This window comes from Desulfovibrio sp. ZJ369 (assembly GCF_011039085.1).
Classification (GTDB): domain Bacteria; phylum Desulfobacterota; class Desulfovibrionia; order Desulfovibrionales; family Desulfovibrionaceae; genus Desulfovibrio.
Map to the genome: position 1 here is coordinate 1 of NZ_JAAKEI010000065.1, position 8017 is coordinate 8017.

General features: G+C 61.7%; 9 protein-coding genes. 4 read left to right on the plus strand and 5 right to left on the minus strand.

What is annotated here, in order from left to right:
- Window positions 1-281 precede the first annotated feature (281 nt).
- The 4 genes from cas7e to cas2e are packed head-to-tail and all read left to right on the plus strand — an operon-like array spanning window position 282 to window position 3352.
- Window positions 282-1337: a type I-E CRISPR-associated protein Cas7/Cse4/CasC gene (gene cas7e / locus G7Y51_RS12670; protein WP_165178035.1), complete on the plus strand. Its 1056-nt coding sequence runs from the start codon at window positions 282-284 to the stop codon at window positions 1335-1337.
- Window positions 1327-2139 (plus strand): type I-E CRISPR-associated protein Cas5/CasD, encoded by an 813-nt coding sequence (gene cas5e / locus G7Y51_RS12675; RefSeq protein ID WP_165178037.1) that lies wholly within the window; start codon window positions 1327-1329, stop codon window positions 2137-2139. Before cas7e ends, cas5e begins: the two co-directional genes overlap by 11 nt.
- A complete protein-coding gene (gene cas1e / locus G7Y51_RS12680; RefSeq protein ID WP_165178039.1) occupies window positions 2140-3051 on the plus strand; it encodes a type I-E CRISPR-associated endonuclease Cas1e in 912 nt (303 codons plus the stop codon).
- Complete coding sequence (gene cas2e, locus G7Y51_RS12685) at window positions 3032-3352, plus strand: type I-E CRISPR-associated endoribonuclease Cas2e (protein ID WP_165178041.1); 321 nt, start codon at window positions 3032-3034, stop codon at window positions 3350-3352. The genes cas1e and cas2e overlap by 20 nt, the downstream gene beginning before the upstream one ends.
- 114 nt (window positions 3353-3466) lie before the next feature.
- Here the strand turns inward: cas2e and dapA are convergent, their stop codons facing one another.
- The 5 genes from dapA to prfB form a co-directional block, all read right to left on the minus strand.
- Window positions 3467-4345 (minus strand): 4-hydroxy-tetrahydrodipicolinate synthase, encoded by an 879-nt coding sequence (gene dapA / locus G7Y51_RS12690; protein ID WP_165178043.1) that lies wholly within the window; start codon window positions 4343-4345, stop codon window positions 3467-3469.
- Between the two features lie 286 nt (window positions 4346-4631).
- A complete protein-coding gene (locus tag G7Y51_RS12700) occupies window positions 4632-4907 on the minus strand; it encodes an HU family DNA-binding protein (RefSeq protein WP_165178047.1) in 276 nt (91 codons plus the stop codon).
- A 181-nt stretch (window positions 4908-5088) separates the two neighbouring features.
- On the minus strand, window positions 5089-5898 hold the full coding sequence (locus G7Y51_RS12705; RefSeq protein ID WP_206214342.1) for a MinD/ParA family protein: 810 nt from the start codon (window positions 5896-5898) through the stop codon (window positions 5089-5091).
- Window positions 5899-5900: 2 nt separating this feature from the next.
- Window positions 5901-6743: a GGDEF domain-containing protein gene (locus G7Y51_RS12710; RefSeq protein ID WP_165178049.1), complete on the minus strand. Its 843-nt coding sequence runs from the start codon at window positions 6741-6743 to the stop codon at window positions 5901-5903.
- A protein-coding gene (prfB, locus tag G7Y51_RS12715; RefSeq protein ID WP_165178051.1) for a peptide chain release factor 2 occupies window positions 6727-7840 on the minus strand; the annotation gives its coding sequence in 2 pieces (ribosomal slippage) (window positions 6727-7764 and window positions 7766-7840; 1113 coding nt in all). The genes G7Y51_RS12710 and prfB overlap by 17 nt, the downstream gene beginning before the upstream one ends.
- Window positions 7841-8017: the final 177 nt, after the last annotated feature.

Here is an 8017-nt window from a genome sequence, read left to right on the forward strand (position 1 = left end):
AATTGCCTGGCTGTTGCTTTTCCATCAAGATACGCATGAACAGCCTTGGTTCGGATTTCTTCAGATGCAAATTTCATCTCTGCAATCTAAACGATTTCTAAATAAAATAAAAGTCAAATTGCTCTAGCTAAACCGCTCTGGCGACAGCGTTAGCTGGCGCCCGCGCCGAATGAGCCTGAAAACCACGCTTTTCAGGCGAAATGATGGCAGCGCCGCTTTTGAAATTGAATAATTTCAAAAGCAAAATGCTCTAAGCCCCGTAACCCGAAGAAGGAGATCGTATGCGTCATCTGGAATTGCATATGCTTCAGTCCGTGCCCGTGGCCTGCCTGAACCGCGACGATCTGGGCTCGCCCAAAACAGCGTTTTTCGGCGGCGCGCAACGTGCCCGCGTTTCCAGCCAGTGCTGGAAGCGGGCCGTGCGCGAATATGCCCGCGAGCTTTGCCCGCAAGGTTTTGCCGGGGAGCGCACCAAACTGGTTGTGGAGCCCCTGCGCCGTGAGTTGCAAGCCCTGGGCCTCAACGCTGACCAAGCCGGGGACGGCGCGAAAGCTCTGGCCGAAGCCCTGGGCAAGTGGGATGCTGATGGGGAAAAAAAGGGTAAATTGCAGATAAAAACCCTGTTTTTCACCTCGCCCAACGAGCTGCGGGCTCTGGCCAGGGCCTATGTGGCGGCCGGGGAGGCCAGGGATGCCGCCAAAAAAGCCCTGAAAAGCCTGAAGTCCGAGGATTTGCGCGACGCGGCGGACATCAGCCTGTTCGGCCGCATGGTGGCCGATGATCATTCCCTGACTCTGGAGGGCGCGGCCATGTTCAGCCATGCGCTCTCCACGCACCGCGTGGATACTGAAATGGATTTTTACAGCGCGGTTGACGACAAGCAGCCTGAGGACGAGTCCGGCGCGGGCATGATGGGCACTTTGGAATTTCAGAGCGCCACATACTACCGCTTTGTGGCCCTGAATCTGGATTTGCTGGCCGATGCGGACCATCTGGGAAGCCTGAGCGCGCAGCAGCGGCAGGAGGTGGTCAGAGTCTTTGTGGAGGCCTGCCTGAAGGCCCTGCCGAGCGCCCGCCAGAATTCCATGAACGCGGCCACGCTGCCCGGCTATGTGCTGGCCGTGGCGCGGGACAAAGGGCATCCGGTGCAGTTGATCAACGCCTTTGAAGCGCCCGTGACAAGCCGGAGCGGGCTGCTGGAAGCGTCAATCAAGGCTCTGGACGCGGAGTATGAAACTCTCAAAAAAGTATGGGGCCTGGAAGCCGTGGCGGAATACCGCCTGCCGGAAATGGATTTTCAGGCTCTGCTGACCGGGGTGGCCGGCCATGTGCGCTGAGCAGGCCTGCCTGGCTCTGCGTCTTTTCGGCCCCATGCAGTCCTGGGGCACGGAAAGCCGCTTCAATCGCCGGGATACGGCCCTGCTGCCCTCCAAAAGCGCGCTGGCCGGCTTGATCTGCGCCGCCCTGGGCGCGCGGCGCGGCTCCCCGCAGGAAGCTGCGGCCTTGCGCGCCCTGCAAGCCATGCCCCTGCTGGTTGTGGCCGTGCCGCGTTTCCTGCCCGGGCACGGCGGCGCGCAGGCAAATGCCGCGGGCCGGGGCCGTCCTCTGATCCGGCGGCGTCTGGAGGATTTTCATACCGTGCTGGGCACAAAAACGGCTGAAGGCAAAAAACGCGCGGACGCGGTGCTGACCTTGCGCCAATATTTGCAGGACGCGGCGTTTCTGGCCTTGTTCAGCGGCCCGGCGAGCGAGCTTGACAGCATGGCCGAGGCCCTGCGCAATCCGGTCTGGGGTGTGTGGCTGGGCCGCAAATCCTGCATCCCTTCCCGTCCTGTGTTCGGCGGCCTGTTCCCCGACGAGGCCACTGCCCTGGCCGAGCTGCTGCCCGTGCCCCTGGCCGGCTGCGTCTATGCGCGCGAAGCCGGGGATTTTGCTCAGGGCACGGATTCCCTGCCGGATCAGCCGCTCTGTTTCGGCATGGGCCGACGCGCTTTTGCCCCGCGCCGGGTGACATTCCACGAACCGGAAAAGGAAGCTGAGGTGGACATGTGGACGGCCCTGGATGGAGAGGAGGCGGAGGATGCGCAGGGGGCAGAGTGGACAGAGAAGACACAATCCCGGCTTGCGCCGGAGGCCTGAATGCGGCTGCCGTCAGATATAATCAGCATCAAGGAGCGCAATTCCATGCTGTTTTTGCGCTGCGGACGGCTGGATGTGGAGGGCGGGGCTCTTGTTTTGGTGGACGAGCAGGGTGTGCGCGTGCAGATACCTGTGGGCGGCGTGGCCTGCCTGCTGCTGGAGCCCGGCGTCACGCTCACGCACGCGGCCGTGGCCCTGGCCGCTGATTGCGGCACGCTGCTCCTCTGGGTGGGGGAGGCCGGGGTGCGCCTGTATTCCGCCGGGCAGCCCGGCGGGGCGCGTTCGGACAAACTGCTGTATCAGGCCCGGCTGGCCTTGGAGGACGGCCCGCGTTTGCAGGTGGTGCGGGCCATGTACCGCTTCCGCTTCGGGGAGGAACCGCCAGCCCGCCGCAGCGTGGAACAGCTCCGGGGCATTGAGGGCGCGCGGGTGCGCGCGCTGTATCAGCAATTGGCCAGACGCCACGGCCTTGAGTGGAAGCGGCGCAGTTATGATCCCAAAGACTGGGATGCGGCGGATCCCTTGAATCAGGCCGTCAGCGTGGCAAATCACTGTCTTTACGGCGTGTGCGAAGCTGCGGTGCTTGCCGCGGGCTATGCTCCGGCCATCGGTTTCATCCACACGGGCAAGCCGCTCTCCTTTGTCTATGATATTGCGGACCTTTTCAAGTTCGACACGGTTATTCCCGCGGCTTTTCAGGCCGCGTCCCGCCCGGGCGACAACCTGGCGCGCGACGTGCGCCTGCGTTGCCGGGATATGTTCCGGCAACAGAAATTGCTGACCCGGATTATTCCGGTCATTGAGGACGTGCTTTCGGCCGGGGGCCTCTCCTTGCCCGCGGCTCCGCCTGAGGCCGTGCCAGTGGCCATACCTGAAACAAAGGGGCTGGGCGATGCTGGTCATCGTCACTGAGGCTGTGCCCGAACGCCTGCGCGGCTACCTCTCCCGCTGGCTGCTGGAAGTGCGGGCCGGAGTGTATGCAGGCTCTTACTCAGTGCGGGTGCGCGAGCGCCTCTGGCGCGTGGTGTGCGCGGAATGCGGCCAGGGCAATGCCGTGCTGATCTGGAAGGCGGATCATGAGTCGGGCTTTGCGTTCGTCACTGTGGGCAAAAATGCGCGCAAGCCGGTGGACTGGGACGGCATCCCCCTGGTGGCCTATGATCCGGCCCCTGAGCCCGGCAGTTGTCAAGACGACGGAAAAAATCAAGAATAACACCTGAGTATGGGTATTCCCCACGCGTGGGGGGGAACCGGCTCCCACGGGGCCTGCGGCCCCGGTTGCCGGCTCCCCATTCCAATTCCTGCAGTATTCAATCCGGAATTGGAATCAGAGCAGGTTTTGCTGCCGCAGCACGTCAACGAGCCTGGCCTTGGCCGATTCGCTGATGGGGCTGAGCGGCAGGCGCATTTCGGCCTCCATCTGGCCCATAAGCGCCAGTGCTGTTTTGACGGGAATGGGATTGCTTTCCACAAATAAAATCTGGTGCAGGGGGAACATTTCGTGGTGCAGGCGCGCGGCCCCGGCCAGATCTCCCTTGGCAAAGGCGTTGCACATGGCGGCCACGCGGCCGGGCACAAGGTTGGAAGTGACGGAAATCACGCCTTTGCCGCCCAGCGCCATCAGCGGCAGGGCCGTGAGATCGTCGCCGGAAAGCACGCTGAAGCTCTCAGGACAGGATTCCAGCACCAGACTGCCCTGAACCATATCCCCTGTGGCCTCCTTGACGCCCACGATGTTGGAAAAATCGCGGGCCAGGCGGCTCAGCACCGGCGGCAGCATATTGCAGCCCGTGCGGCCCGGCACATTGTAGGGCACCAGCGGCAGGTCCACGGCCTCGGCAATGGCCTTGAAGTGCCTGTACAAGCCCTCCTGGGTGGGTTTGTTGTAATAAGGGGTAATAAGCAACGCCCCGTCGGCTCCGGCCTTTTGGGCGAAACGCGCCAGACGGATGGCCTCGGCCGTATTGTTGGAACCGGCCCCGGCCAGCACGGGAACCCGCCCCCTGGCCTGGTCAATGCAGATTTCAATGACCCGCTCGTGCTCTTCATGCGTAAGCGTGGCGGATTCGCCGGTAGTGCCGCACGGCACCAGGCCGTGGATGCCTTCTTTGATCTGGTTTTCAATAAAGGCGCGATACGCTGCCTCGTCAACGGCATTGTTCTTGAAAGGGGTCACAAGTGCTGTCATGGCGCCGGAAAACTGCATGTTCGACTCCTTTTTCTGCTCGTTGCAAGCGGTTTTCGCTGCCCGCGGAGCGCGTCGCCCCGCCATGCGCACCGCCCGGATCCGCCCCGGCATCTTCTGCGCATGCGTCCGGCTGACCGGCGGAATGCCGCAAAATACCTGTGGCCTCTAGAGCATTTTCTCTTTGAAAATGCTCTGCTGACGCGAAAGCGGCAGCCGCCGCAACGCGGCGCACATTCAGGCGAAAACCGCGTTTTTCGCCTGAATGCCACCTTTGACTTTCATAAAAAGTCAAAGGTAATCTGCTCTATTGATTGATGAATTCCTTGAGTTCCTTGCCTGCGCGAAAAAAAGGCAGGCGTTTTGGAACCACCACAACGCTTTCCCCGGTTTTGGGGTTGCGCCCGGCATAGCCGCTGTATTCTTTTATCTTGAAACTGCCGAAGCCGCGGATTTCGATGCGGTCCCCGGCGAGCAGCGAGTTCTTCATGGCATCAATAAAAGTATTCACCACCAGTGAAGCGTCGTCAAAGGGAATATTCGTCTCCTCGGCCAGAGCCTTGATCAGTTCGCTTTTATTCATCACGCCTCCGTGGACACGTTCTACGTTTATCCCTGAAAGGTTCAGGGAAAAGGCGACAACGCGGGGACTCTTAGAGATATTTTATATCTATACCTTTTGTTCTGTAAGGTAAATAACTTGCGCCGGGCTTTTTTGCCCAGAGCTTTTTCAAAGAGAAAACGCTCTAAAAGCCGGAGCGCGGCTATTGCGGCACGGTCTGGAGTATTTTGCGCGCGGCCAGCCAGTCGGCCATGCCCAGACGTATGCGTTGCAGACGGGCGGCCAGGGATTGCAGGTCACGGGCCGCAGGGCAGCCCGGCGCAAAGCGCAGCAGCGGCTGCTGGCGGCACACGGCCTCGGGCAGCTTGTTGTCATTGCGCACATGGCCCAGCAACACGGGCTCCAGATGCAGAAAATGGCGGCAGGCTCCGTCAAGCTTTTCAAAAGAAGCCTGCGCCTCCCTGGGCGAGGCCACCTGGTTGACTAGGACCATAAAATCCCGCATGCCGAAACGGTTATGGAGCACCTTGATCAGGGCATAGCTGTCCGTCAGCGAGGTGGGTTCGGGCGTGATGACCACGATGCGCGCCGCGGCCATGGCCGCGAAGGTCTGCACGGTCTCGGAGATGCCCGCGCCCAGATCCATGAAGATATAGTCGTAGTTGCCGAGTACAGGCTCCAGGCGCTGCAGCAGCAAGTCGCGTATATCCGGGCTCATTTCCGTGAGTTCGGGCACGCCAGAGGCTGCCGGCAGCACGTCAAAGCCCTCAGGTTCCACCGGGTAGAGTACATCGCTCAACGCCGCCTCGCCCAGGAGGGCGTTCTGCAAATTGCCTTCCGGCGTGATGCCCAGGAGCACGTCCAGGTTGGCCAGACCCAGATCGCAATCCATGAGCAGGGCCTTGAAGCCCGCCTGGTAAAGCGCGCAGGCCAGATTAAGAGAAACATTGGTTTTGCCGACCCCGCCTTTGCCGCTCAAGACCGCTACGCTCAATGTGCTGTTCAGTGCCATGATTATTCTCCACCGAAAAAAAGAAAACGTTTTTCACTGGAATGCACCAGGGTGGAGCGCTCATTCAGGGGGGTGCTCGTCTCCAGGTGGATATGCATGCCCTGTTGCTGCAGAGCCGTATTCAGGGCCTCATTGGCCTTGCCCAGCAGATCCTTGGCGCACATTGTGGTGTCGTGGGGCAGGCAGGTGATGCCCAGGGCGCAGACGGGCCCTTCCCCGGCCGATATGCCGCCCTGCGGAAACAGGGGCCGGGCCTGCGCCGCAAAGGCCGTCTGCAGATTTTCCGCCAGCAGCCGGGCTTTGAACAGGCCCACGCCCGGCAAAAGCAGGGCATAGCGTCCGGGCCCCAGACTGCCCAGGCTGTCGCAGGCCTCCAGACCTTCGTGCAGGGTTTCGGCCAGCAGGCTTTCCAGCCGCTTCAGCGTGCCCTCGCCCAAAGCCACAAGCAGCCGCTGGCGCTCGCACAGGGCCGCGCAGATCAGGGTCAGCTCCCCGCCGCTGCGCGTGAGCCGGAGGATCTCGCGGTTAAGCTGGGCAGTGAAGAGTTCCACTGCCAGAGCCCTGGCCAGACTGTCCGGCGGCAGATCCGGGGGCAGCGACGCCTGAACGTCCGGGCGCAGATCCGCCACCCGGCTCAGCGCATGGTTTTCGGGCAAGGGCAGGGCACACCATTGGCTGGAAGGAAAGGATCGGCAGAATTCCTGCCAGCGGTTCCGGGACATGCCCCGGACCAGCCGGACCACGAGCATGGCCTCGCGAGCCTGCGCGCCTGCGTCCTTGCAGGGATCCTGACGCAGGGATTGCAGCTCGCGGGCCAGGGACTCGAATTCAGCGTTGCTGTTCATGGCGGTACAAAAGGTAGTCGTGTTGGAATTGATCTATCTGGCCGTCAAGGACTGCGTCCACATCGCCGGTCTCGGAGCCGGTGCGGTGGTCTTTGACCAGGCGGTAGGGTTGCAGGGTATAGGTCCGAATCTGGCTGCCAAAGGCGATGGCGTCCTTGCCGGCGTATTGGGCCTGCCGCTCGGCTTCGCGCTTCTGCACTTCCAGATTGTAGAGGCGGGCCCGCAGCACGCGCAACGCGGTCTCCTTGTTGTGATGCTGCGACTTTTCATTCTGGCACTGGGCGGAAATGCCGGTGGGCAGGTGGGTCACGCGCACCGCGGAGCTGGTGGTGTTGACGCTCTGGCCGCCGGGGCCGCTGGAGCGGAAAATGTCGACGCGCAGATCCGACTCCTTGATGTCCAGCTCAATATCCTTGCCCGCATCCGGGATCACGTCCACCGAGGCAAACGAGGTATGCCTCCGGCCGGAAGAGTCAAAGGGGGAGATGCGGATCAGCCGGTGAATGCCGCGCTCGCTCTTCAAAAAGCCGAAGGCGTGCGGGCCCGCGATGCGCAGGGTGACGCTTTTTATGCCCGCCTCGTCGCCGGGCAAAAAGTCCATTTCCTCCACAGTGTATTTGCGCCGCGCGGCCCAGCGCGTATACAGGCGCAGGAGCATTTCGGCCCAGTCCTGTGACTCCGTGCCGCCGGCCCCGGGGTGGATTTCCAGGATGGCGTCCTGACTGTCCTCCTCCGCGGAGAGCAGCATCACAAGCTCGGTCTCGTCCAGAAGCGCGGCGAGATCTTTCTGCTGCTGCTCCAGGGATTCCAGGGCTTCGGCTTCTTCGCTTTCCGCAGCCAGCGCCAGCCATTCCTGCATGTCGTCATGGCAGGTCCTGAGCCGGAGCAGGCGGTCGAGCTCATCTTCAAGACGGCTTTTTTCCTGCAGTACGGGGGTCAGGGCCTCGGGCTTGTCCCAGACGCCGGGGCGGGAAAGCTCCGCTTCGATCTCGTTCAGGCGTTTCTGGTCGGCGGCAGCGTCAAAGACGCCCCCAAAGGTTGTCAAAACGTTGCGACAGAGACTGGCAGGCAGCGCGCAAATCACTCAGGTGCAGCATAGCGGGTACAGTGGGTTAAAGGTGTATGCTTCAGGATTCCGTTACCGGCATAGAGCATTTTCTCTTTGAAAATGCTCTGCTGACGCGAAAGCGGCAGCCGCCGCAACGCGGCGTACATTCAGGCGAAAACCGCGTTTTTCGCCTGAATGCCACCTTTGACTTTCATAAAAAGTCAAA

What these genes read in the sequence shown, in the direction of transcription:
- cas1e (WP_165178039.1), top strand. Translation starts at nt 2,140, where the DNA reads ATGCGGCTGCCGTCAGATATAATCAGCATCAAGGAGCGCAATTCCATG.
- cas7e (WP_165178035.1), top strand. Translation starts at nt 282, where the DNA reads ATGCGTCATCTGGAATTGCATATGCTTCAGTCCGTGCCCGTGGCCTGC.
- cas5e (WP_165178037.1), top strand. Translation starts at nt 1,327, where the DNA reads ATGTGCGCTGAGCAGGCCTGCCTGGCTCTGCGTCTTTTCGGCCCCATG.
- dapA (WP_165178043.1), bottom strand. Translation starts at nt 4,345, where the DNA reads ATGCAGTTTTCCGGCGCCATGACAGCACTTGTGACCCCTTTCAAGAAC.
- G7Y51_RS12710 (WP_165178049.1), bottom strand. Translation starts at nt 6,743, where the DNA reads ATGAACAGCAACGCTGAATTCGAGTCCCTGGCCCGCGAGCTGCAATCC.
- cas2e (WP_165178041.1), top strand. Translation starts at nt 3,032, where the DNA reads ATGCTGGTCATCGTCACTGAGGCTGTGCCCGAACGCCTGCGCGGCTAC.
- G7Y51_RS12700 (WP_165178047.1), bottom strand. Translation starts at nt 4,907, where the DNA reads ATGAATAAAAGCGAACTGATCAAGGCTCTGGCCGAGGAGACGAATATT.
- G7Y51_RS12705 (WP_206214342.1), bottom strand. Translation starts at nt 5,898, where the DNA reads ATGGCACTGAACAGCACATTGAGCGTAGCGGTCTTGAGCGGCAAAGGC.